The organism is Pseudomonas sp. AC239, assembly GCF_979258545.1.
In genome coordinates this window covers 261,661-283,760 of sequence record NZ_OZ409864.1, presented here as the reverse complement: position 1 = coordinate 283,760, position 22,100 = coordinate 261,661, and the positions used below count along the sequence as shown (strand labels likewise).

The 22,100-nt window shown below is 60.1% G+C and carries 23 protein-coding genes; 21 read left to right on the top strand and 2 right to left on the bottom strand.

Features of this window, described 5'->3' with window-relative positions:
• Window positions 1-90: 90 nt before the first annotated feature.
• On the bottom strand, window positions 91-3,363 hold the full coding sequence (rne, locus tag ACZ0AZ_RS01310) for a ribonuclease E (RefSeq protein WP_463538581.1): 3,273 nt from the start codon (window positions 3,361-3,363) through the stop codon (window positions 91-93).
• Window positions 3,364-4,062: 699 nt separating this feature from the next.
• Here rne and rluC point away from each other — a divergent pair.
• Genes rluC through sppA form a run of 3 tightly spaced genes read left to right on the top strand, consistent with a single transcriptional unit; the run spans window position 4,063 to window position 6,685 of the window.
• Entirely contained in the window at window positions 4,063-5,022 is a 960-nt protein-coding gene (gene rluC, locus ACZ0AZ_RS01305; protein ID WP_463538580.1) for a 23S rRNA pseudouridine(955/2504/2580) synthase RluC, read from the top strand.
• Window positions 5,009-5,671: an HAD-IA family hydrolase gene (locus ACZ0AZ_RS01300; RefSeq protein WP_129997387.1), complete on the top strand. Its 663-nt coding sequence runs from the start codon at window positions 5,009-5,011 to the stop codon at window positions 5,669-5,671. The genes rluC and ACZ0AZ_RS01300 overlap by 14 nt, the downstream gene beginning before the upstream one ends.
• A 24-nt stretch (window positions 5,672-5,695) precedes the next feature.
• A complete protein-coding gene (sppA, locus tag ACZ0AZ_RS01295) occupies window positions 5,696-6,685 on the top strand; it encodes a signal peptide peptidase SppA (protein ID WP_039760176.1) in 990 nt (329 codons plus the stop codon).
• An 86-nt stretch (window positions 6,686-6,771) separates the two neighbouring features.
• Here sppA and ACZ0AZ_RS01290 read toward each other — a convergent pair whose 3' ends face one another.
• Window positions 6,772-7,350 (bottom strand): Maf family protein, encoded by a 579-nt coding sequence (locus ACZ0AZ_RS01290; protein ID WP_463538579.1) that lies wholly within the window; start codon window positions 7,348-7,350, stop codon window positions 6,772-6,774.
• 105 nt (window positions 7,351-7,455) lie between these two features.
• On the opposite strand from ACZ0AZ_RS01290, the gene ACZ0AZ_RS01285 reads away from it, so the two are divergent.
• From ACZ0AZ_RS01285 to ACZ0AZ_RS01200, 18 genes are all read left to right on the top strand, one after another.
• Window positions 7,456-7,983 carry a YceD family protein gene (locus tag ACZ0AZ_RS01285; protein WP_003204262.1) on the top strand — a complete coding sequence of 176 codons (528 nt, stop codon included), beginning with the start codon at window positions 7,456-7,458 and terminating at the stop codon, window positions 7,981-7,983.
• 13 nt (window positions 7,984-7,996) lie between these two features.
• Window positions 7,997-8,179: a 50S ribosomal protein L32 gene (gene rpmF, locus ACZ0AZ_RS01280; RefSeq protein ID WP_003179396.1), complete on the top strand. Its 183-nt coding sequence runs from the start codon at window positions 7,997-7,999 to the stop codon at window positions 8,177-8,179.
• A gap of 4 nt (window positions 8,180-8,183) precedes the next feature.
• Window positions 8,184-9,194 (top strand): phosphate acyltransferase PlsX, encoded by a 1,011-nt coding sequence (plsX, locus tag ACZ0AZ_RS01275; protein ID WP_463538578.1) that lies wholly within the window; start codon window positions 8,184-8,186, stop codon window positions 9,192-9,194.
• A 123-nt stretch (window positions 9,195-9,317) separates the two neighbouring features.
• Window positions 9,318-10,256 (top strand): ACP S-malonyltransferase, encoded by a 939-nt coding sequence (gene fabD, locus ACZ0AZ_RS01270; RefSeq protein WP_039760163.1) that lies wholly within the window; start codon window positions 9,318-9,320, stop codon window positions 10,254-10,256.
• Between the two features lie 16 nt (window positions 10,257-10,272).
• Window positions 10,273-11,016, top strand: a complete 744-nt coding sequence (gene fabG, locus ACZ0AZ_RS01265) for a 3-oxoacyl-ACP reductase FabG (protein WP_016770989.1) — start codon at window positions 10,273-10,275, stop codon at window positions 11,014-11,016.
• A gap of 196 nt (window positions 11,017-11,212) precedes the next feature.
• Window positions 11,213-11,449: an acyl carrier protein gene (acpP, locus tag ACZ0AZ_RS01260; RefSeq protein WP_003175607.1), complete on the top strand. Its 237-nt coding sequence runs from the start codon at window positions 11,213-11,215 to the stop codon at window positions 11,447-11,449.
• 108 nt (window positions 11,450-11,557) lie between these two features.
• On the top strand, window positions 11,558-12,802 hold the full coding sequence (fabF, locus tag ACZ0AZ_RS01255; RefSeq protein WP_038860467.1) for a beta-ketoacyl-ACP synthase II: 1,245 nt from the start codon (window positions 11,558-11,560) through the stop codon (window positions 12,800-12,802).
• Window positions 12,802-13,617: an aminodeoxychorismate lyase gene (pabC, locus tag ACZ0AZ_RS01250; RefSeq protein WP_129997384.1), complete on the top strand. Its 816-nt coding sequence runs from the start codon at window positions 12,802-12,804 to the stop codon at window positions 13,615-13,617. The genes fabF and pabC overlap by 1 nt, the downstream gene beginning before the upstream one ends.
• Window positions 13,618-13,620: 3 nt before the next feature.
• Window positions 13,621-14,802: an endolytic transglycosylase MltG gene (gene mltG, locus ACZ0AZ_RS01245; RefSeq protein WP_415761812.1), complete on the top strand. Its 1,182-nt coding sequence runs from the start codon at window positions 13,621-13,623 to the stop codon at window positions 14,800-14,802.
• Between the two features lie 19 nt (window positions 14,803-14,821).
• Window positions 14,822-15,454, top strand: coding sequence for a dTMP kinase (gene tmk, locus ACZ0AZ_RS01240; protein WP_039760153.1), 633 nt, complete (start codon window positions 14,822-14,824; stop codon window positions 15,452-15,454).
• Window positions 15,447-16,430: a DNA polymerase III subunit delta' gene (locus tag ACZ0AZ_RS01235; protein WP_463538577.1), complete on the top strand. Its 984-nt coding sequence runs from the start codon at window positions 15,447-15,449 to the stop codon at window positions 16,428-16,430. Before tmk ends, ACZ0AZ_RS01235 begins: the two co-directional genes overlap by 8 nt.
• Window positions 16,431-16,472: 42 nt before the next feature.
• Complete coding sequence (locus tag ACZ0AZ_RS01230) at window positions 16,473-16,829, top strand: PilZ domain-containing protein (protein WP_129997381.1); 357 nt, start codon at window positions 16,473-16,475, stop codon at window positions 16,827-16,829.
• Window positions 16,830-16,844: 15 nt separating this feature from the next.
• Complete coding sequence (locus ACZ0AZ_RS01225) at window positions 16,845-17,636, top strand: TatD family hydrolase (protein ID WP_463538576.1); 792 nt, start codon at window positions 16,845-16,847, stop codon at window positions 17,634-17,636.
• A gap of 351 nt (window positions 17,637-17,987) precedes the next feature.
• The gene (locus ACZ0AZ_RS01220) at window positions 17,988-18,626 is read left to right on the top strand and encodes a TetR/AcrR family transcriptional regulator (protein WP_016770981.1); all 639 of its coding nucleotides are present in this window, start codon (window positions 17,988-17,990) and stop codon (window positions 18,624-18,626) included.
• Between the two features lie 138 nt (window positions 18,627-18,764).
• Window positions 18,765-19,733: a GTP 3',8-cyclase MoaA gene (locus ACZ0AZ_RS01215; RefSeq protein WP_129997378.1), complete on the top strand. Its 969-nt coding sequence runs from the start codon at window positions 18,765-18,767 to the stop codon at window positions 19,731-19,733.
• 181 nt (window positions 19,734-19,914) lie between these two features.
• Window positions 19,915-20,520, top strand: coding sequence for a DUF4823 domain-containing protein (locus ACZ0AZ_RS01210; RefSeq protein WP_024013915.1), 606 nt, complete (start codon window positions 19,915-19,917; stop codon window positions 20,518-20,520).
• A 14-nt stretch (window positions 20,521-20,534) separates the two neighbouring features.
• On the top strand, window positions 20,535-21,095 hold the full coding sequence (locus tag ACZ0AZ_RS01205) for a DUF1285 domain-containing protein (protein ID WP_463538575.1): 561 nt from the start codon (window positions 20,535-20,537) through the stop codon (window positions 21,093-21,095).
• 193 nt (window positions 21,096-21,288) lie between these two features.
• Window positions 21,289-22,005 carry a FadR/GntR family transcriptional regulator gene (locus tag ACZ0AZ_RS01200; RefSeq protein ID WP_039760144.1) on the top strand — a complete coding sequence of 239 codons (717 nt, stop codon included), beginning with the start codon at window positions 21,289-21,291 and terminating at the stop codon, window positions 22,003-22,005.
• Window positions 22,006-22,100 lie beyond the last annotated feature (95 nt).

The following is a 22,100-nucleotide window of genomic DNA, read 5'->3' as shown; positions in this document are numbered from 1 at the left end:
CCCACAAAGGTTACGGATGATGCTGGATTTCAGGCAATAAAAAGCCCCGCCAGGCTTTCACCAGGCGGGGCTTTTTAATGGCTTCAGGAATTACACGAGTGGTTTAGGCTCGTGCTCTTTTTCCTGAGCTTCTTCACGCTGCTCTACCGCGTCCTGAACGGAGCGTGGCGCTTCAGCGATCACCGCTTCAACCGATGCTTCTTCAGCGACCGGGGCAGGGGCTGCCTCGATCACTTCAGCTGCAGGGGCTGGTTCGGCAGCAACCGGAGCCGCAGCGGCAGCCAGTTCGGCTTCCTTCTGCAGACGCTCGGCTTCACGCTTGCGACGGCGCACTTCACGCGGGTCGTTTGGTGCGCGGCCGTTTGGCGTCAGGGCGCTGACCGGAGCCGGCGCTTCAACCACTGGCGCTGGCGCTTCGACTGCGGCGGGTGCTTCTTCAACCTGAGCTTCGGCAACCGGAGTTTCAACCACTGGTGTCGGCGCTGGCTCTGCTGCTGCAACTACTGGCTCGGAAACCATGGCTTGCGGCACTTCGGCTTCAGCGACTGGCGCTGGAACTTCGGTCACAGCTGGCTCGGCAACCCAGTTGAACGCAGTCTGCTCTTCGCGAACTTCACGCACGGTTCTGGTCACGTTTTCGCTGACGGTTTCTACAGCTGGCTCAGTGATGGCCGCTGGCGCTTCGACGACAGCTTCCGGTTCGGCAGCCGCTTCAACCTGAGGCTGAGCTTCGCGGACCGGAGCGACTTCGATTTCCGGCGCAGCAGTCACTTCCACTGGAGTGGTGGCTTCGACAACCGGCGCTTCGACTGGAGCAGTTTCCAGTGTGGCGGCAGTGGCGCGTTCAGCCTGCTCGTGAGCTTCGGCTTCTGCCGGAGCGCTGATGGTGCTGCTGGCAACGGCGGCGGTGACGGCCAGGCCAGCGGCCAGATCGGCAGTGCTTGGCTCGCCAGCGTTTTCAGCGGACTCGGATTCTTCCGAACCTTCGATCACGTTGCCGTTGGCATCACGTTGACGCTCGCGACGGTTGCTGCGACGACGCTGACCACGGGAGCGACGACGTGGACGATCGCCTTCGGCGTTGTCCTGACCGTCTTCCGGCAGTTGCTCTTCGTTGTTGCTGTTCACTTCTTCTTCAGCAACGGCAGCAGCGGCCTGCTCGGCACGCGGTTGACGCTCTTCACGCGGCGGACGCGGGGCGCGTTCTTCGCGTGGCTGACGGGCCGGACGCTCTTCAGCGGTCACGGCAGCAACAGCTGCGGCTGCGGCTGGCGCGGCGTCCAGCGGCTCGCGCAGTTCACGCACGCGTTCTTCACGCTCGCCACGCGGCTTGCGATCTTCACGCGGTGCACGCGGTGCACGTTCTTCACGCGGGGCACGTGGTGCGCGCTCTTCGCGGGCTACCGGCGCTTCGCTGCGAGTTTCACGCGGCTCACGGGCTTCACGTGGCTGACGCTCTTCGCGCGGCTCGCGCGGTGCGCGTTCTTCACGTGGAGCACGTTCTTCGCGCGGCTTGCGTTCTTCATCGCGGCGACCGTTACGGTTGCGGCTCTGCTGACGACCGTTGCGACGTTCTTCGTTACGGGCAGGACGCTCGGTGGCAGCCGGTTTCGCAACGGCAACCGGTGCGGCTGGCTCTTCCTTGGTGGCGAACAGGCTGACCAGCGACTTCACCAGACCCTTGAACAGGCTTGGCTCAGGCGCGGCAACCGGTGCCGGAGCAGGTGCGGCAGGTGCAACTTCAGTCGGCACCGGTGCGTTGGCACGGGCCGGCGCAGTTTTCACTGCAGCTTCCTGGCGAACCAGGGTGCGGGTCGCAGCGGCTGGCTGGACTTCTTCGACTTCGGCAGCGGCGGCAGCGATTTCGTAGCTGGACTGGTTGGTCGCAGCTTCCGGGCTGTCGTCACGCAGGCGCTGAACTTCGAAGTGCGGCGTCTCGAGGTGATCGTTCGGCAGAATGACGATGCGGGCACGGGTGCGCAGTTCGATCTTGGTGATCGAGTTGCGTTTTTCGTTGAGCAGGAACGCAGCGACCGGGATCGGCACTTGCGCGCGAACTTCGGCGGTGCGGTCTTTCAGGGCTTCTTCTTCGATCAGGCGCAGGATGGCCAGCGACAGCGATTCAACGTCACGGATGATGCCGGTGCCGTTGCAACGCGGGCAGACGATGCCGCTGCTTTCGCCCAGCGATGGACGCAGGCGCTGACGGGACATTTCCAGCAGGCCGAAACGCGAGATGCGACCGATCTGCACGCGGGCGCGGTCGGCTTCCAGGCATTCGCGGACTTTCTCTTCCACGGCGCGCTGGTTCTTGGCCGGGGTCATGTCGATGAAGTCGATGACGATCAGGCCGCCGATGTCGCGCAAGCGCAACTGACGGGCGATTTCTTCGGCGGCTTCAAGGTTGGTCTGCAGGGCGGTTTCTTCGATGTCGCTGCCTTTGGTGGCGCGCGCCGAGTTGATGTCGATGGACACCAGTGCTTCGGTCGGATCGATGACGATGGAGCCGCCGGAAGGCAGTTCAACGACGCGCTGGAACGCGGTCTCGATCTGGCTTTCGATCTGGAAACGGTTGAACAGCGGCACGCTGTCTTCGTACAGCTTGATCTTGCTGGCGTACTGCGGCATCACCTGACGGATGAAGGTCAGGGCTTCGTCCTGGGCTTCAACGCTGTCGATCAGCACTTCGCCGATGTCCTGGCGCAGGTAATCACGGATGGCGCGGATGATCACGTTGCTTTCCTGATAGATCAGGAAAGGCGCGGAACGATCCAGCGAGGCTTCTTTGATGGCGGTCCACAGTTGCAGCAGGTAGTCGAGGTCCCACTGCATTTCTTCGCTGCTGCGGCCCAGGCCTGCAGTGCGCACGATCAGGCCCATATCGGCCGGAGCAACCAGACCGTTCAGCGCTTCACGCAGTTCGTTGCGCTCTTCGCCTTCGATGCGACGGGAGATGCCGCCGGCACGCGGGTTGTTCGGCATCAGTACGAGGTAGCGACCGGCGAGGCTGATGAAGGTGGTCAGGGCGGCGCCCTTGTTGCCACGCTCTTCTTTCTCGACCTGAACGATGACTTCCTGGCCTTCGCTCAGGACATCCTTGATGTTGACGCGGCCTTCGGGGGCTTTCTTGAAGTATTCGCGGGAGATTTCTTTGAGGGGCAGGAAGCCGTGGCGCTCGGAGCCGAAATCGACAAAGGCAGCCTCAAGGCTTGGTTCGATGCGAGTGATACGGCCTTTATAGATGTTGGCCTTCTTCTGCTCGCGTGCACCGGATTCGATATCCAGGTCGTAGAGGCGCTGGCCGTCTACCAGTGCAACACGCAACTCTTCGGGTTGAGTTGCGTTAATCAGCATTCTTTTCATGTAGTACCGTCGGTTTCCGGGCTGCCGGAAACGGCGTTCGGCACACACGACTTCTCACGGTCGGTGTCAGGTGCGTCGGGAGTGGTTGGCCATTCCCGTGTCCAGCGATGTGCGGCCAATTGGGCCGATACCGCGACGTACGCGTCCTGCTTGCTGTGGCTACTTAAGCACTCAGTCAGGAGGAGGAATCAACCAGCGGCTGTGGACGAGATGAAGCGTCTTGATCAAAGCTTGTTGCTACACAGTCCGGCGGTTGTGCATCTCCACCCTACACGTATCCCTGATAATTCGGGTGCTGCCGCGCGCAGAATCCGCAGCGGGTTGGCATTTACCGTGAGCTCCGAAAGGGGAGGTCACGCATCATGGCTAATTCAGGCGATGTTTCCGAAGCAATCGCTCGGGGTCATTCGCAGTCGACTGCACTTTGTGAACTGGCCTCGAATGTCGCCTGCCGGGCGAGTGAGAACTCTGCTCGGCGGTGTAATTCAGGCCTCATGTCACCTGCGCTCGTTACAACCACAAACTCCACCGTTACGTAGCGAAAGCCCCGTAGGACGGCCTCGCGCCCTGGTGAATTGCGTTGGTCAGGGCCGGTCTTTGACCGTGGTTCCGCTGTCCAGGCCGCTTTTGGCGGCGTTCGCGACTATAGCAGCAATGATTAAGTGCTTCAATTCCATAAAAATTGTTATCATCCGCGGCATGACAACTACTGCCCCTTCGACTCCAGGCGTTCAACTGCTTGAAGTCTCGCCGGAGTATGCCGGCCAACGAATCGACAACTTTCTCCTCGCCCGGCTCAAAGGCGTGCCCAAGACCTTGATTTACCGCATTTTGCGCAAAGGCGAAGTGCGCGTGAACAAAGGTCGGATCAAGCCCGAATACAAGCTGCAGGCCGGCGATATCGTGCGCGTGCCGCCGGTTCGCGTGCCTGAGCGTGACGAGCCGGTGCCGCTGGCCCAGGGGCTGTTGCAGCGCCTGGAAGCCTCGATCGTCTTCGAAGACAAAGCCCTGATCGTGATCAACAAGCCCGCCGGCATTGCGGTTCATGGAGGCAGCGGGCTGAACTTCGGCGTGATCGAAGCCTTTCGTCAGTTGCGTCCCGATGCCAAGGAGTTGGAGCTGGTTCACCGTCTCGACCGTGACACCTCCGGACTGCTGATGATCGCCAAGAAGCGCAGCATGTTGCGTCACCTGCACGAGCAGTTGCGCGGCGATGGCGTCGACAAGCGTTACATGGCACTGGTCCGTGGCAACTGGGCAACCTCGATCAAGCAGGTTCGCGCACCGTTGCTCAAGAGCAATCTGCGTTCCGGCGAGCGCATGGTCGAAGTCAACGATGAAGGCAAAGAAGCCCTGACGCTGTTCAAGGTGCTGCGCCGCTTCGGTGATTTTGCCACCATGGTCGAAGCTAAGCCGGTTACCGGTCGTACCCACCAGATTCGCGTGCACACCTTGCATGCTGGCCATTGCATCGCCGGTGACAGCAAGTATGGCGACGAGGATTTCACCAAGGAAATCCGCGATTTGGGTGGTAAGCGCCTGTTCCTGCACGCCTACATGCTGACCGTGCCGCTGCCCGACGGCAGCAAGCTGAATCTGCAAGCGCCCGTCGATGAAATGTGGGCCAAGACCGTGGAGCGATTGAGTGCGCCCATCTGATTACAAACTGCTGATTTTCGACTGGGACGGCACCCTCGCCGATTCCATCCATCGCATCGTCGAGGCCATGCACTCGGCCTCCGGGCGTTCCGGTTTCGAGTTGCGCGATGACTTCGCCGTCAAAGGCATCATCGGTCTCGGCTTGCCGGAAGCGATTCGCACGCTATACCCCGAGATCAGCGACGCAGAATTGCTCGCGTTTCGCGAGTATTACGCCGATCACTACATCGCTGCCGAAGCTGTGCCTTCGCCGTTGTTCGAAGGTGTGGTCGAGTCGATGGCATCGTTTCGCGAGCAGGGTTATCACCTGGCGGTAGCGACGGGCAAGAATCGTCGCGGACTGGATCGGGTGCTCAAGGCCAATGGCTGGGAGGATTATTTCGATATCACCCGCGCGGCCGATGAAACTGCCAGCAAGCCACACCCTCTGATGCTTGAGCAGATTGTCAGCCACTGCGGCGTACGCCCGGATCAGGCGTTGATGGTCGGTGATTCGTCGTTCGACCTGCTGATGGCGCGCAACGCGGGGATGGATTCGGTAGCGGTCAGTTATGGCGCGCAATCGATCGAGTCCCTGCAACAGTTCGAGCCGCGCCTGTCGATTGACCGTTTTTCTGAATTGCACGCCTGGCTGGGTCAGCGGGCTTAACAGGTTTTTGTTGGGGTGGATGGCATGACCGACGAATGGAAAGCACCGGACAAGGCAAGTGCCGCCGACGGTGACGCGAAAAGCTGGAAGCTGTTGGAAAAGACTTTGCTGGCCGGTGTACAGGAACAACGCCGTTCGCGGCGCTGGGGGATTTTCTTCAAGCTGCTGACGTTTGTTTATCTGTTTGTTGCGCTGCTGCTGTTCACGCCGCTGATGGACATGGAAAAAAGCGCCACCCGCGGCCCGAACTACACGGCGTTGATCGAGATCGACGGCGTCATTGCCGACAAGGAGCCAGCCAGCGCCGACAATATCGTTGGCAGCTTGCGCGCGGCGTTCGAAGACAAGAAGGTCAAGGGCGTGGTCCTGCGCATCAACAGTCCGGGCGGCAGTCCGGTGCAGTCTGGCTATGTCTATGACGAGATCAAGCGTCTGCGAGCTTTGCACCCGGAGATCAAGCTCTACGCAGTGATTTCCGATCTGGGTGCTTCGGGCGCCTATTACATCGCCAGCGCGGCGGATCAGATCTACGCCGACAAGGCCAGTCTGGTCGGCTCAATCGGCGTGACAGCAGCGGGTTACGGTTTTGTCGGCACCATGGAAAAACTCGGGGTTGAGCGTCGCACCTACACCTCGGGCGAGCACAAGGCATTCCTTGATCCGTTCCAGCCGCAAAAGCCTGAAGAAACCGCATTCTGGCAAAGCGTGCTCGACACCACGCACAAGCAGTTCATCAACAGCGTCAAGCAGGGTCGTGGCGATCGCCTGAAGGACAAGGAGCATCCAGAGCTGTTTTCCGGACTGGTCTGGTCGGGTGAGCAGGCGCTGCCGCTGGGCCTGATCGATGGCTTGGGCAGTGCCAGTTCGGTGGCGCGTGATGTGATTGGCGAGAAGGAGCTGGTGGACTTCACTGTACAAGAATCGCCGTTCGATCGCTTCTCGAAGAAGCTCGGCGCCAGCGTAGCCGAGCAGTTGGCGATGTGGATGGGTTTCCACGGGCCGTCGTTGCGGTAAGACAGCTCAAGATCAAAAGATCGCAGTCTGCGGAGGCTCTTGCACGGATCGGTGTAGGAGCTGCCGAAGGCTGCGATCTTTTGCTTTCAAGGGATTTGCACACCCTCGACCAGCAACATATCGATCAGGCGAATCAGCGGCAGGCCGATCAGGCTAGTGGCGTCCGGGCCTTCGGTCGATTGAAACAGGCTCACGCCCAGTCCTTCGGCCTTGAAACTGCCGGCGCAGTCGTACGGCTGCTCAATGCGCAGGTAGCGTTCGATGTGCGCCTGATCCAGCTGACGCATGTGCACGGTAAACGGCACGCAGTCGACCTGGCATTGCCCGGTCTGGCTGTTGAGCAGTGCCAGGCCGGTCAGGAAGGTCACGCTCGCGCCGCTGGCCGCCATCAATTGCTCGCAAGCCTTTTCGAAGGTGTGCGGCTTGCCAATGATCTGTTCGCCCAGGACGGCGACCTGATCCGAGCCAATGATCAGATGAGCAGGGTGGCTGTCCGCCAGGGCGCGGGCTTTTTCTTCAGCGAGACGTTTGACCAGATCGATCGCGGATTCGCCCGGGCGGTGACTTTCGTCGATGTCCGGCGAGCCGCAGACGAACGGCAAGTGCAGGCGGGCGAGCAATTCGCGGCGATAAGTCGAGCTTGAAGCGAGTAATAAAGGCAGCATGGACGTCTCCTGAGGCAGGTGCGGATTCTAGCGGAGGCGCGCAAGTGACGGACAGGGCACAATTTCCTTTGACATGGGTGGGTGCATCCCTATAATGCTGCGCCTATGTTGAATGACCCGATTCCACCTCACGTTGACCCGCGCAAATTGGCTGACCGTGGCACCACCCTTCAAGGTGAACTGCTGCTGGCCGATTTGAAGAGACTCTGCGACCCGCTTTCCGACGATGTCGGTACGGTGCAGGCCAAATTCGTTTTTGAACGAGATGAACGTAAGTCTGTGGTCATCCACAGCTTTATCGACACCGAAGTCAAAATGGTTTGCCAGCGTTGTCTTGAGCTGGTCACCCTGCCGATCCACAGCGAATGCAGTTACGCGGTGGTGAAGGAGGGTGCGAATACCCAGTCGTTGCCGAAAGGTTATGACGTGCTGGAACTGGGCGAAGATCCATTGGATCTGCAGTCACTGATCGAGGAGGAGCTTCTGCTCGCCTTGCCCATTGTGCCTGCTCATCATCCGGAAGAATGCCAGCAGCCGGCGGGAGCAGATGAGCCCGAACCGAGCGAGGACGAGGTAACGCGGTCCAACCCGTTCAGTGTATTGGCGCAGTTAAAGCGTGACCCAAACGTTTAGGAGTTAATCAATTATGGCTGTTCAGCAGAACAAAAAATCCCGCTCTGCCCGTGACATGCGCCGTTCGCACGACGCTCTCGAGGCTAGCACCCTGTCTGTAGAAAAAACCACTGGTGAAGTTCACCTGCGTCACCACGTATCGCCAGAAGGCGTATACCGTGGCCGTAAAGTGATCGACAAGGGCGCTGACGAGTAATCACTTGTCTGCTCAAGTCATCGCGATTGACGCAATGGGCGGGGACTTCGGTCCCCGCAGCATTGTTCAGGCCAGTCTCGCTTGCCTGTCTGCTACGCCCTCGCTGCACCTGACCCTCGTCGGTCAACCCTCCCTTCTTGAAGAATTGATCCACGGCCAGTCGGCTGCTGATCGCGCGCGCCTGACGATTGTTGCGGCCAGCGAAGTCATCACCATGGACGAAAAACCCGCTCAGGCCCTGCGTGGCAAGCCGGATTCGTCGATGCGTGTCGCCCTCGAGCTGCTGCGCGATGGCAAGGTGCAGGCCTGTGTCAGTGCCGGCAATACCGGTGCGTTGATGGCCTTGTCGCGTTTCGTATTGAAGACATTGCCGGGCATTGATCGTCCGGCCATGGTCGCGGCGATTCCGACGCAGGCCGGTTATTGCCAACTGCTCGATCTTGGCGCCAACGTCGATTGCAGTGCCGAGCACCTGTTGCAGTTCGCCGTGATGGGTTCGGTGGCCGCGCAGACCTTGGGTATCGCTCGTCCGCGTGTGGCACTGCTGAACATTGGCACAGAAGACATCAAGGGCAATCAGCAGGTCAAACTGGCCGCAACGCTGTTGCAGGCGGCACGCGGAATCAACTACATCGGTTTTATCGAAGGCGACGGCTTGTATCGCGGTGAGGCCGACGTGGTGGTGTGTGACGGCTTCGTCGGCAATATCCTGCTCAAGTCCAGCGAAGGTCTGGCGACGATGATTGCGGCGCGCATCGAGGCGTTGTTCAAGAAAAACTTCGCTTCGCGTGCGGTCGGCGCTCTCGCGCTGCCGTTGATGAAGGGTCTGCAGGCTGATCTGGCCCCGGCGCGACATAATGGCGCAAGCTTTCTCGGCTTGCAGGGCATCGTTGTGAAAAGCCACGGATCGGCCGGCGTGCAGGGCTTTCAGAGTGCCATTCAACGGGCGCTGATCGAGATTCAGGAGAACCTGCCCGAGCGTCTCCACGGTCGTCTGGAGGAACTGTTGTCTTAGGCGTTTTCGTCGGACAATGCTTAAATGTGACCGCCCGGTTCGAAGGGCCATCCAAACTGTCAGTTTCTGGCGTCCCCAACGGGGCGTTATTTTCCGACGACAAGATCATTAGGGGCTTGTTACATGTCTGCTTCCCTCGCATTCGTCTTTCCAGGACAGGGTTCGCAGTCCCTCGGCATGCTGGCCGAGCTGGGCGCGCAACATCCGCTGATCCTCGAAACCTTTCAAGAAGCCTCTGCTGCGCTGGGCTACGACCTGTGGGCACTGACCCAGCAGGGCCCGGAAGAGCTGCTCAACCAAACCGACAAAACCCAACCGGCCATTCTGACCGCGTCGATCGCCCTGTGGCGTCTGTGGCTGGCCGAAGGCGGCGTGCGTCCGGCATTCGTCGCCGGCCATAGCCTGGGTGAATACAGTGCGCTGGTTGCCGCCGGCAGCCTGAGCCTGGCTGACGCGGTCAAGCTCGTTGAGCGCCGTGGTCAGTTGATGCAGGAAGCGGTGCCGGCCGGGCAGGGCGGCATGGCCGCGATCCTCGGCCTGGAAGATGCCGACGTGCTGGCTGCCTGCGCCGAAGCGGCGCAAGGTGAAGTCGTCAGCGCGGTGAATTTCAACTCACCGGGCCAAGTGGTGATCGCCGGTGCCAAGGCAGCCGTCGAGCGCGCCATCGAAGGCTGCAAGGCCCGTGGTGCCAAACGCGCCATGCCGTTGCCAGTGAGCGTGCCGTCGCACTGCGAGCTGATGCGTCCGGCTGCCGAGCGTTTCGCCGAATCCATCGCCGCCATCGACTGGCAGACGCCGCAGATTCCGGTTGTGCAGAACGTCAGCGCGCAAGTGCCGGCCGATCTGGAAACCCTCAAGCGCGATCTGCTTGAACAGCTCTACAAGCCAGTGCGCTGGGTTGAATCGGTGCAGACCCTGGCCGCCAAGGGCGCGACCAATCTGGTCGAATGCGGCCCGGGTAAAGTCCTCGCTGGCCTGAACAAGCGTTGCGCCGAAGGCGTTTCGACTTCCAACCTCAATACCCCAGACGCCTTCGCTGCCGCTCGCGCAGCGCAGGCCTGAATCAGGAGAAACTTGCATGAGTCTGCAAGGTAAAGTTGCACTGGTCACCGGTGCAAGCCGCGGTATCGGCCAGGCCATCGCGCTGGAATTGGGTCGTCAGGGCGCCATTGTTGTCGGCACCGCGACCTCCGCATCGGGCGCCGAGCGCATTGCCGCGACCCTGAAGGAAAACGGTATCCAGGGCGCCGGTTTCGAACTCAATGTCACCAGCGACGAATCGGTCAGCGCCGTACTGGCTGGCATTCAGGAGCAGTTCGGTGCGCCGGTAGCGATTCTGGTCAACAATGCCGGTATCACCCGCGATAACCTGATGATGCGCATGAAAGACGACGAGTGGTACGACGTGATCGATACCAACCTGAACAGTCTGTATCGCCTGTCCAAGGGCGTTCTGCGTGGCATGACCAAGGCGCGTTGGGGCCGAATTATCAGTATTGGCTCGGTGGTGGGTGCCATGGGCAACGCCGGCCAAGTAAACTATGCAGCCGCCAAGGCCGGTCTGGAAGGTTTCAGCCGGGCGATGGCGCGTGAAGTCGGTTCGCGTTCGATTACGGTCAACTCGGTAACCCCAGGGTTCATCGACACCGATATGACCCGCGAACTGCCTGAAGCACAGCGTGAAGCCTTGCAGACGCAGATTCCGCTGGGTCGTCTGGGACAAGCTCAAGAGATCGCGTCCGTGGTCGCTTTTCTTGCATCTGACGGTGCGGCATACGTTACCGGGGCTACAATCCCGGTGAACGGTGGGATGTACATGTAAGTAAAATGTGACGGATTGCTTCAAAAAAATGTCATACGAGCTGTCTAAAATCCGTTATAAAGCTGCAATCTATTTATAGGCAGAGGGCCGCAGGGTTTGAGGAGTGAAGCTTTCAGTTGAAAAACTGAAAAGGCTTTCTATACACTTACCCACTGGCCAGCTGCCTGAATTTGTCCATTAGGAGTGAAAACAAGGTATGAGCACCATCGAAGAGCGCGTCAAGAAAATCGTTGCCGAGCAACTGGGTGTTAAAGAAGAAGAAGTGGTCAACACCGCTTCCTTCGTAGAAGACCTGGGTGCCGACTCCCTTGACACCGTTGAGCTGGTGATGGCTCTGGAAGAGGAATTCGAGACCGAAATCCCTGACGAAGAAGCTGAAAAGATCACTACTGTACAAGCTGCAATCGACTACGTTACCAGCCACCAGGCGTAATAGTTTGTAATCGTTGCTTGCTGTCATGGAAAAACCGCACTGCCATCATGGCGTGCGGTTTTTTCTTTAGGCCTGATGCAAAGTCGTCATTTGAAAAAGGAGAGTGCTGTGTCGCGTAGACGCGTCGTAGTCACCGGTATGGGTATGTTGTCGCCACTGGGCACGGATGTGCCGAGCAGTTGGCAGGGCATTCTGGCTGGCCGCAGTGGCATTGGTCTGATCGAACACACCGACCTTTCTGCCTATTCGACCCGCTTCGGCGGTTCGGTCAAAGGCTTCAATGTCGAGGAATACCTGTCGGTCAAGGAAGCGCGCAAGCTCGACCTGTTCATTCAGTACGGCCTCGCCGCAGGCTTTCAAGCCGTGCGCAACGCTGGTCTGGAAGTCACCGATGCCAACCGTGAACGCATTGGCGTGGCCATGGGTTCGGGGATTGGCGGTCTGACCAATATCGAAGAGACCAGCCGCACCCTGCACGAGACCGGTCCGCGACGGATCTCGCCGTTCTTTGTGCCTGGCTCGATCATCAATATGATTTCCGGCTTCCTGTCGATCCATCTGGGCGCACAGGGACCCAACTACGCCATCGCCACCGCATGCACCACCGGTACGCACTGCATCGGCATGGCGGCGCGCAACATCATGTACGACGAAGCCGACGTGATGATTGCCGGCGGTGCGGAAATGGCCGCCTGCGGTCTGGGTATGGGCGGCTTCGGCGCATCCCGTGCGCTGTCGACGCGCAACGACGAGCCGACCCGTGCCAGCCGTCCATGGGACAAGGGCCGTGACGGCTTTGTTCTGTCCGACGGTGCCGGTGCGCTGGTTCTCGAAGAGCTCGAACACGCCAAGGCCCGTGGTGCGACGATCTACGCCGAGCTGATCGGTTTCGGCACCAGCGGCGATGCGTTCCACATGACCTCGCCACCCGCCGACGGCGCCGGTGCCGCGCGCTGCATCACCAATGCCCTGCGTGACGCGAAGATCAACGTCGACCAGGTGCAGTACATCAACGCTCACGGCACTTCGACCCCGGCCGGCGACCTTGCCGAAGCCAACGCGATCAAGTCGGTGTTTGGCGATCACGCCTACAAGCTGGCCGTCAGCTCGACCAAGTCGATGACCGGTCACCTGTTGGGCGCGGCGGGCGCGGTCGAGGCGATCTTCAGCGTGCTGGCCATCAACAGCCAGGTGGCGCCGCCGACCATCAACCTCGATGAACCGGACGAAGGCTGCGATCTCGATTTCGTCGCGCACACTGCGCGCAACATGGACATCGATGTCGTGCTGTCCAACTCCTTCGGTTTTGGCGGCACCAACGGCACCCTGGCGTTCCGTCGGTTCGCCGGCTGATGGACAGCTGGGTCGACGGTCAACCGGCTGACGCGCTGTCGCTGAAAGATCGCGGCCTGGCTTACGGCGATGGTCTTTTCGAGACCATCGCTGTGCGCAATGGTCAGCCGGTCCTGCTGGATCGGCACCTGGCGCGTCTGGCTGATGGCTGCGTGCGTCTGGCCATCGCGACCGATCTTGAGCTGATTTGCCATGAGCTGCTCAGCTATGCCGCTGCGCTGGGCGAGGGCGTGCTCAAGCTCATCCTCACTCGTGGCGACGGTTTGCGCGGTTATGCGCCCGATCCTGCGGCGCAGGCCCGACGCATTCTGCAAGGCAATCCGCCGGCGGCTTATCCTGCTGCTCACGCCGAGCATGGCATCCGCCTGTTTCCCTGCAATACCCGCTTGTCCACGCAACCTTTGCTCGCCGGGCTCAAACATCTGAATCGATTGGAACAGGTGCTCGCCCGCGCCGAATGGCAGGACAGCGAACATGCCGAAGGCTTGATGCTTGATCAGGCCGGGCGCGTCGTCGAAGGCGTGTTCAGCAATATTTTTCTGGTGCGCGACGGTGGCTTGATTACCCCTGACTTGAAGCGCTGCGGCGTCGCCGGGGTGATGCGCGCGGAAATTTTGTTTCAGGCCGAGTCGCTGGCCATCCCCACGCAAATCGCCGATATCAGCCTCGAACAGCTGCAATGGGCTGATGAAGTGTTTGTCTGCAACAGCGTTTATGGCGTCTGGCCGGTACGCGCCTGTGCTGCACTGAGCTGGCCGGTTGGCCCGCTCACCCGTAAACTGCAAACCATTGCCCGCGCGCTACTGGATGCCTGATTCGTGAGACGTAAACTTTTGCTGCTGCTGGAAACCGGACTGGTTCTGGCAGGGCTGCTGTTGGGCGCCAGCGCCTGGAAAATTCATTCGGCGCTGGAACAGCCCCTGAACATCCCGCAGGAACAACTGCTGGATGTGCCGAAAGGCTCTACACCGACCCGTACCTTCCTTGAACTCGAAACCGATGGCGTCATCAAGGACGCGTTCTGGCTGCGCGTCTACTGGCGCTTCAATCTTGCCGGCACACCGATTCACAGCGGCGAGTACCGCATGCAGCCCGGCATGACCGTCAACGGTCTGATCGATTCGTGGAAGCGCGGCGACGTGGTTCAGTACAGCCTGACCCTGGTCGAAGGCTGGACTTTCCATCAGGTGCGCGCCGCCCTGGCCAAGGACGACAAGCTCGAGCAGACACTCAATGGTCTGAGCGACAGCGACGTCATGGCGAAAATTGGACACAAAGGCTTGTTCCCTGAAGGCCGGTTCTTCCCGGACACCTATCGCTTCGTGCGCGGCATGTCCGATGCCGAGTTGCTGAAAAAGGCGTTTGATCGACTTGACGAGGTGCTCGCCAAAGAGTGGGCGCAGCGTTCTGCCGATGTGCCTTACAGCGAACCTTATCAAGCGCTGATCATGGCCTCGCTGGTCGAGAAAGAGACCGGTGTTCCGCAGGAGCGCGGGCAGATTGCCGGAGTGTTCGTACGGCGTATGGCGCTGGGCATGCAGTTGCAGACCGACCCGACGGTGATTTATGGCCTCGGCGACCGCTACACCGGCAAACTGACCCGCGCGCATCTGAAAGAGCCAACGCCCTATAACACTTATGTGATTCCCGGCTTGCCGCCGACGCCGATTGCGATGGTCGGGCGCGAAGCGATTCATGCTGCGCTCAATCCGGTGGAAGGCAGCAGCCTGTATTTCGTCGCCCGTGGCGATGGCAGCCATGTGTTTTCCGATGATCTGGATGCACACAACAACGCGGTGCGCGAATACCAGCTCAAGCGCCGTGCCGATTACCGTTCCAGCCCGGCACCAGTAACCGCGCCGGCCACCGATGAGGCCATTCCGGCGGCCTCGCCGAATATCGCGCCCGAGGTGCTGCCCGAAGTGCCATCGAAAGCGCCGCCGCAAGATCCGGCGCCAGCCCAAGAACCGGACGCCGCTGCACCGCAGAACGCGCAATGACTTTGATGAAGGACTGCCTGTGACTGGCTTGTTTATTACCCTGGAAGGCCCGGAAGGCGCGGGCAAGAGCACCAATCGCGAATACCTCGCCGAGCGCCTGCGCGCCGCCGGTATCGAAGTGCTGCTTACCCGTGAGCCAGGCGGTACGCCGCTGGCCGAGCGGATTCGTGACGTGTTGCTGACCCCGGCCGACGAAGTGATGCACCCGGACGCCGAGCTGTTGCTGGTGTTCGCCGCCCGCGCGCAGCATCTGGCTGAGGTGATTCGCCCGGCGCTCGCTCGTGGCGCGGTGGTGTTGTGTGATCGCTTCACTGATTCGACGTACGCCTATCAGGGCGGCGGTCGTGGTTTGTCGCTGGAGCGCATCGCCACCCTGGAAACGTTCGTGCAGGGCGACTTGCGGCCCGATCTGACCTTGATTTTCGACCTGCCCGTGGAAATCGGTCTGGCCCGCGCCAGTGCCCGTGGTCGACTGGACCGTTTCGAATTGGAAGGCCGGGCTTTTTTCGAGGCTGTGCGCAATGCGTTTCTGAAGCGCGCCGAAGCCGATCCTTCGCGCTATGTGCGCATTGATGCCGGTCAGCCACTGGCCAAGGTTCAACAATCGCTGGATACCCTGATTCCGAACTTGTTGGAGCTGGCCCGTGGCTGAGGCCTATCCATGGCAGGACAGTCTCTGGCAGCAACTGGCCGGACGCAGTCAGCATGCCCATGCGTATCTGCTGCACGGTCCGGCCGGGATCGGCAAGCGCGCACTCGCTGAACGCTTGATGGCCAGTCTGCTGTGTCAGCGCCCTGCGCCTGAGGCGTGTGGCGAGTGCAAATCCTGTCTGCTGCTCAAGGCCGGCAGTCATCCGGACAATTACATTCTGGAGCCGGAAGAGGCGGACAAGGCGATCAAGGTCGATCAGGTTCGTGATCTGGTCAGTTTCGTCGTGCAGACCGCGCAGCTTGGCGGGCGCAAAGTGGTGCTGATCGAGCCGGTCGAGTCGATGAACATCAACGCTGCCAACGCCTTGCTCAAAAGTCTTGAAGAACCGTCGGGCGATACGGTTCTGCTATTGGTCAGCCACCAGCCGAGCCGTTTGTTGCCAACCATCAAGAGCCGTTGCGTGCAGCAGGCCTGCCCGCTGCCGGGCGAAGCAATGAGTTTGCAATGGCTGGAGCAAGCGTTGCCGGAATGTTCCGAAGAGGAGCGCGTCGAACTGCTGACGCTGGCCGCCGGTTCGCCGTTGATGGCGGTCAGCCTGCAATCCCAGGGTGTACGTGAACAGCGCGCGCAAGTGGTCGAAGGCGTGAAGAAGCTGCTCAAGGGCCAGCAATCGCCGACGCAACTGGCGGAAGAGTGGAAAAGCATTCCGATGCTGCGTCTGTTCGACTGGTTCTGCGACTGGTCGAGCCTGATCCTGCGCTATCAACTGACTCAGGACGAAGCGGGCCTCGGCCTGGCCGATATGCGCAAGGTTGTGCAATACCTGGCGCAGAAAAGTGCGCAGGGCAAAGTGCTGGATATTCAGGACTGGATTCTCGCCCAACGGCAGAAAGTGTTGAGCAAGGCCAACCTCAATCCGGCCCTGTTGCTGGAGGCGCTGTTGGTGCAATGGGTGGGATTGCCTGGTCAAAGATAAGAATGTGTACCTAGACTCTGAAGATCAGCAGTGGAGGTGAACATGATTGAACCTGTCAGCCCGGGGCCGCGTAACGGCATTTTGTCCCTGACCATCAAGGACAAGTCGGTGCTTTACGCTGCCTACATGCCGTTCATCAGGAATGGTGGTCTGTTCATCCCGACCAACAAAAGCTACCGGTTGGGCGACGAGGTGTTCATGCTGTTGCACCTGATGGATGAAGCGGAAAAAATTCCCGTCGCCGGCAAAGTCGCCTGGATCACCCCCAAAGGCGCACAAGGCAATCGCGCCGCCGGTGTCGGCGTGCAGTTCAACGACGGCGACGACACTGCGCGCAGTCGCATCGAAACTCATCTGGCCGGAGCGCTGAAATCCGACCGTCCCACTCATACGATGTAAGTTGCAGTCCCTTTTATGCTCGTAGATTCCCATTGTCACCTTGATCGTCTCGACCTCGCCGCCCATGACGGCTCGCTGGATGCCGCACTCGCTGCGGCCCGCGAGCGTGGGGTCGGACACTTTCTGTGCATCGGCGTCAGCGCCGACAACGCCGCCGACGTCAAAGCCCTCGCTGAACGTTATGACGATGTCGATTGTTCGGTCGGTGTGCATCCGCTGGATGTGCAGCCGGGCGCGGCGCCAGCGCTGGACTGGCTGCTGCACGAACTCAATCACCCGAAAGTGGTGGCGATCGGCGAAACCGGCCTCGATTATCACTACGAGCCGGAGGCCGCCGAGCTGCAGCAGGAATCGTTTCGCCTGCACCTGCAAGCGGCGCAGCAGACCGGCAAACCGGTGATCATCCACACCCGTGGCGCCCGTGCCGACACCCTCGAACTGCTGCGCGAAGCGGCGTTGCCACAGGCCGGTGTGTTGCATTGCTTCACTGAAGACTGGGACATGGCCAAAGCGGCGCTGGACATGGGCTATTACATTTCCCTGTCGGGCATCGTCACGTTCCGCAATGCCGACGCCTTGCGTGACGTGGCGAGCAAAGTGCCGGCCGATCGCCTGCTGGTGGAAACCGACTCGCCGTACCTGGCGCCGATCCCGTATCGCGGCAAGCCGAACCTGCCGCAATACGTGCGCGAAGTCGCGGAGTTTCTGGCGATGTTGCGCGGTGAAAACTACGAGCGCTTTGCCGAGCAGACCACAGAGAACTTCAAGCGTCTGTTCCCGCTGGCGAGTGTTAAATCTGCCCCGTGACCGCTGGCCAAATCGCAGGCAAAAAAAACCCGGGTTCTGGGGGGTGAATCCGGGTTAAGACCATTAGGAGTAAAACAAAGGCACGCGGTCCGTTGGTACCTTTACCGGCGCGACACTTGGGGGAGATGTCGCCCGACAGTTCAAGTATTGATCAGTCTGGCGCGCAGTCCAGTGAGCCGGTCGGGGTTTTTAAACAAATTTGGAATACGTTTGCTTCAGTTGAGTTCTCATTGCACCCTAATCGTTCTCGAAATGAACAAGAAACACAGATTTGGTCGATGAACCGTGCTTTTTTGTGCAAGTTAGGCATAATACGCGGCTTCGAATTTTGACCCTTCAGACCTTTTTCTTATGCATAAAGAACCTCGTAAGGTCCGTGAATTTCGTCGCCGCGAGCAGGAAATTCTCGATACCGCGCTCAAGCTGTTCCTCGACCAGGGTGAAGACAGTGTCACCGTCGAGATGATTGCTGATGCCGTGGGTATCGGCAAAGGCACGATCTACAAGCACTTCAAATCCAAGGCCGAGATCTACTTGCGCCTGATGCTCGACTACGAGCGCGATCTGAACGAGCTGCTGCATTCGGCTGATGTCGACAAGGACAAGGAAGCGCTGTCCCGCGCCTACTTCGAATTCCGCATGCGCGACCCGCAGCGCTATCGCCTGTTCGACCGCCTCGAAGAGAAAGTCGTCAAGGGCAATCAGGTGCCGGAGATGGTCGAGGAGCTGCACAAGATCCGTGCCTCGAACTTCGAACGCCTGACGCTGTTGATCAAGGGTCGCATCAGCGAAGGCAAGCTCGAAGACGTGCCTCCATACTTCCACTACTGCGCATCCTGGGCGCTGGTGCACGGCGCGGTGGCGCTGTATCACTCGCCATTCTGGAGCAATGTGCTGGAAGATCAGGAAGGCTTCTTCCAGTTCCTGATGGACATCGGCGTGCGCATGGGCAACAAGCGCAAGCGCGACCCGGAAACGCCGAGCACATAAGCCATTCAGCGGGCTGATTGCGCCGTGTTTTCGCAACATGGCGCAATAGCACAGGAATATACTCAGGCATAGGGCTTGCTAAAACCTGATTTCTCAGTCAAGTTTTGCTCGCTCGATTTTCTTTCGCCGGAGTGTTTCATGATCGTTGACCGTCAAGGCAGGCGTTTTCGCAATCTGCGCATCAGCCTGACCTCTGCCTGCAATTACGCCTGTACCTACTGCGTGCCCAACGGCAAGCGGTTGGTCGCTGCGCAGGATGAACTGTCGGCCGAAGCCATGGCGCGCGGCGTCGAATACCTGATCGAAGCGGCCGGTATCGAGCGCCTGCGCATCACCGGCGGCGAGCCACTGGTCAGCCCCAAACTCGAATCGTTCATGACTGCCGTCGGCCAGATGGGCCTCGACGACATCAGCTTGACCACCAACGGTCAACTCCTCGCGAAAAAACTGCCGCTGCTGGTCGATGCCGGTCTGCGCCGGATCAACGTTTCCCTCGATACCCTTGATGCCGCTGCTTTTCGCAGCATCGCCCGTGGCGGCGACCTGGCCAGCGTGCTTGATGGCATGGATCAGGCTGCCGCCGCCGGGATGAAGATCAAGGTCAACATGGTGCCGTTGCGCGGGCAGAACCTCGATCAGGTCATGCCGCTGCTCGACTACTGTCTGGAGCGCGGCTACGAACTGCGCTTCATCGAGCTGATGCGCATGGGCCACCTGGCCAAGGATTCCAATGCCTTCCTGCAGCAGTTCGTCAGCCTTGAGCAGTTGCTCGGCCTGATTGGCGAGCGCTATGAATACGCCCAGACCGACGCGCCAGTGGATGCCACGGCCGTACGCTACGCGATCCCCGGTCGCGGCAATTTCGGGGTGATCGCCAACGAAAGCGTGCCGTTCTGCCGCACCTGCTCGCGCTTGCGCCTGTCGTCTACCGGTTGGCTGCATGGCTGTTTGTCGTCGAGCAACCGCCACTATGTCGGCGATCTGCTCGACAAGCCGCGCCATCAGGCGTTGCCGGCGCTGCAACGGTTGCTGGTCAAGGCGTTGAGTGACAAGCAGGAGGTGGCGTTCTCCGGTGGTGCTACTGTCATGAAGATTATTGGCGGCTGAATAATCGCTTTCGCGAGCAGGTCGAATCGTCGCACCGTCGCTCCCGCATTTGGAATGCATTTCAATTGTGGGAGCGAGCCTGCTCGCGAATGCCTCTATCACTGAATTTGCCGAGCTGGCGCAAAAGCTGCATCCAACGGCCATTCGCCGGTTTTCCGACACCGGCTTCTGGAGGAATAGGATGCGTAGCCTGGTTTTGCTGCTGGCCGTTTTGGCGCTTGGTGGCTGCATGAATGTCAGCGATATGGCCGAAGGCACTCGCTATCACATGAGCGATGCGGGGCTTCTGGACCACAGCGACAGCCGCCGGGTGAACAATATCCGCATTCAGCCGGACTCGTTCATCTTCATCGCCCAGGGTGCGTTCGCACCGCCGGGTGGTTCCTATCCACGGCCGAATGTGGTCGCCGAAGAAGCCTTCAAGGGCTTTGTCGAATACTTCCCGATGGTCCGCCGCGCCCGTGCGCCGGAAGGCCTCGATCAAGCCATGGGCGAAGCCCGTGATGCCGGCGCGCATTACCTGCTCTACACACGTTTCGCCAAGGCTGACGACCGCATCGGCAACTCCGACGAGTGGCTGGATCAAGAGGCGGTGGATCGCCTCGGTATCGACGGCGGCGTGATTCAGATCATGTTGATCGAGACCAGCACCCAGTATTTGATTGATACTGCACGGATCAAGAGTCGTGGCGGTTTACTGACGTTCCATGACTCCAAACCCGAAGACCTCATCGGTCCGCCGCTGGCGCAGTACGCACGCAGCCTGCTGGGGATCGGCGACCAGTAATCAAGGAGTACGCCATGAGTGACCCGCAAACAGCCAATGACCTGCTGGGGCAGATCCCCAGGACCAAAGGCCTGCCACCGGTGCATTTGTGGAACCCGGATTTCTGCGGCGACATCGACATGCGCATCGCCCGTGACGGCACCTGGTATTACCTGGGCACACCGATCGGGCGCAAGCCGATGGTCAAACTGTTCTCCACCATCATCCGCCGCGACGGCGATGATTACTTCCTGATCACCCCGGTCGAGAAGGTCGGGATCAAGGTCGATGACGCGCCGTTTGTGGCGGTTGCGGTGGAAGTGGAGGGCGAGGGCGAGGCGCAGGTTTTGCGTTTTACCAGCAACGTCGAGGAAACCATCGAGGCGGGAGCGGATCATCCGATCCGTGTCGAGATCGATCCTGAGACCCAAGAGCCTGCGCCTTATGTGCATGTGCGCAGTAACCTTGAAGCGCTGATTCACCGCAATGTGTTTTACCAGTTGGTGGAATTGGCGGTGAGCCGCGAGCTCGATGGTCAGCGCTGGTTGGGCGTGTGGAGTGGCGGCGAGTTCTTCCGCATCGGCCTCGAACCTTAAAACACATCACCTTCGTGGGAGCGAGCCTGCTCGCGAACGCGGTGTATCAGTCGCAATCATTGTTGACTGGCACGACGCTTTCGCGAGCAGGCTCGCTCCCACAATGGTTTGTGCAAGCTGAAAAAAATCCGATTGACTGTTAATCGTATGATGATTAGCGTAGGCCCCCATCGCGATTCGCCTTGAGGTGTACATGTCCAGCAGCTTTCATGCGTCGACCGTTGACTGGCTGGGCAGCTGGATTGCTGCCGGTCAGGTCAAGCCGGGGCAGACCATCAAGGTCGAGGCGGATTTGGGCGAGCAGCTTGGCGTCAGCCGCACGGTGATTCGCGAAGCCATCAAAACCCTCGTCGCCAAAGGCATGCTCGAAGTCGGGCCGAAGGTTGGCACGCGAGTGTTGCCGGTGCGGCGCTGGAATCTGTTCGATCCGCAGGTGGTGGGTTGGCTGTCGCGCAACGGCTTGCCGGAAAACTTCGTCGATGACCTGCTGGATTTGCGCCGCACCATTGAGCCGATGGCGGTGCGCTGGGCCTGTGAGCGGGCGACGCCGGAGCAGATCGAAGCGGTGCAACTGGCCTTCAACGCACTGGAACGTGCCGTCGACAGCGGCATCGACTACAACCGTGCCGACCAGGCCTTCCACGAATGCATCCTGGCCGCCAGCCATAATCAGTTCATCGAACAAATGGTCCCGGCCCTTGGCGCGTTGCTGGCGGTGTCGTTCGAAGTCTCCGCCGCCGACCCGGATGAACTGCGCCGCACCTTGCCGATCCATAAAGACATGGCCGACGCCATTGCCGCGCGCGATTCGACCCGTGGTGTGTGGGCATGCATGACCTTGATCGACAACGCCGATCTGGCGATAAAACGTTTTTACCCGAAAGTCATGGCCGACCGCAAAGCCAGCTAAGACCGAAAATTCCCTGTGGGAGCGAGCCTGCTCGCGAATGCGTCAGGTCAGATACATCATCATTGACTGACACGCCGCCTTCGCGAGCAGGCTCG

Coding starts and splice junctions, on each gene's coding strand:
- ACZ0AZ_RS01290 (WP_463538579.1), bottom strand. CDS start 7,350: ATGCTGCCTTTATTACTCGCTTCAAGCTCGACTTATCGCCGCGAATTG.
- fabG (WP_016770989.1), top strand. CDS start 10,273: ATGAGTCTGCAAGGTAAAGTTGCACTGGTCACCGGTGCAAGCCGCGGT.
- rne (WP_463538581.1), bottom strand. CDS start 3,363: ATGAAAAGAATGCTGATTAACGCAACTCAACCCGAAGAGTTGCGTGTT.
- ACZ0AZ_RS01225 (WP_463538576.1), top strand. CDS start 16,845: ATGCTCGTAGATTCCCATTGTCACCTTGATCGTCTCGACCTCGCCGCC.
- ACZ0AZ_RS01230 (WP_129997381.1), top strand. CDS start 16,473: ATGATTGAACCTGTCAGCCCGGGGCCGCGTAACGGCATTTTGTCCCTG.
- ACZ0AZ_RS01205 (WP_463538575.1), top strand. CDS start 20,535: ATGAGTGACCCGCAAACAGCCAATGACCTGCTGGGGCAGATCCCCAGG.
- rpmF (WP_003179396.1), top strand. CDS start 7,997: ATGGCTGTTCAGCAGAACAAAAAATCCCGCTCTGCCCGTGACATGCGC.
- fabD (WP_039760163.1), top strand. CDS start 9,318: ATGTCTGCTTCCCTCGCATTCGTCTTTCCAGGACAGGGTTCGCAGTCC.
- ACZ0AZ_RS01210 (WP_024013915.1), top strand. CDS start 19,915: ATGCGTAGCCTGGTTTTGCTGCTGGCCGTTTTGGCGCTTGGTGGCTGC.
- ACZ0AZ_RS01200 (WP_039760144.1), top strand. CDS start 21,289: ATGTCCAGCAGCTTTCATGCGTCGACCGTTGACTGGCTGGGCAGCTGG.
- pabC (WP_129997384.1), top strand. CDS start 12,802: ATGGACAGCTGGGTCGACGGTCAACCGGCTGACGCGCTGTCGCTGAAA.
- ACZ0AZ_RS01215 (WP_129997378.1), top strand. CDS start 18,765: ATGATCGTTGACCGTCAAGGCAGGCGTTTTCGCAATCTGCGCATCAGC.
- ACZ0AZ_RS01220 (WP_016770981.1), top strand. CDS start 17,988: ATGCATAAAGAACCTCGTAAGGTCCGTGAATTTCGTCGCCGCGAGCAG.
- rluC (WP_463538580.1), top strand. CDS start 4,063: ATGACAACTACTGCCCCTTCGACTCCAGGCGTTCAACTGCTTGAAGTC.
- acpP (WP_003175607.1), top strand. CDS start 11,213: ATGAGCACCATCGAAGAGCGCGTCAAGAAAATCGTTGCCGAGCAACTG.
- ACZ0AZ_RS01285 (WP_003204262.1), top strand. CDS start 7,456: ATGTTGAATGACCCGATTCCACCTCACGTTGACCCGCGCAAATTGGCT.
- sppA (WP_039760176.1), top strand. CDS start 5,696: ATGACCGACGAATGGAAAGCACCGGACAAGGCAAGTGCCGCCGACGGT.